Source organism: Microbacterium sp. CCH5-D1 (genome assembly GCF_001557335.1).
Classification (GTDB): domain Bacteria; phylum Actinomycetota; class Actinomycetes; order Actinomycetales; family Microbacteriaceae; genus Microbacterium; species Microbacterium oxydans.
On sequence record NZ_LSJW01000318.1, the window covers coordinates 1 to 340 of the forward strand.

Annotated in this window: 1 pseudogene; it reads left to right on the plus strand. The window is 68.5% G+C overall.

Annotation, left to right across the window (positions count from 1 at the left end):
* Nucleotides 1–272, plus strand: a pseudogene (locus AX744_RS20910) (hypothetical protein); the annotation flags it as partial.
* Nucleotides 273–340: the final 68 nt, after the last annotated feature.

The following is a 340-nucleotide window of genomic DNA, read 5'->3' on the forward strand; positions in this document are numbered from 1 at the left end:
ACCCGAGCCTGCCGCTGGACGAGGCCCGCGAGGAGTGGGAGCAGACCCGGCCGTCGGACGAGAATCTGGTGACCTGGGCCGAGCGGATGCAAGACGCCCCCGACCTGATGCCCTCGACGGTCGACCTGGAGCAGAAAGCCAAAGACTGGGCCGTGCCGACTTGGTTCTTGGAGGGTCTGGTCGAAGCGGAGATCCCGAGGCAGTACCTGGAAGAACACCAGAGCCTGCTGGCCGAAGCGGCGACGATCCGCTTCCTGCGCGAAGTCCGCTAACCTCCACCGCCGACGAGACCGCCACCGACTCGGAGCCTGCCGCGACGGTGGGGCGGTTCGTGCCCGCC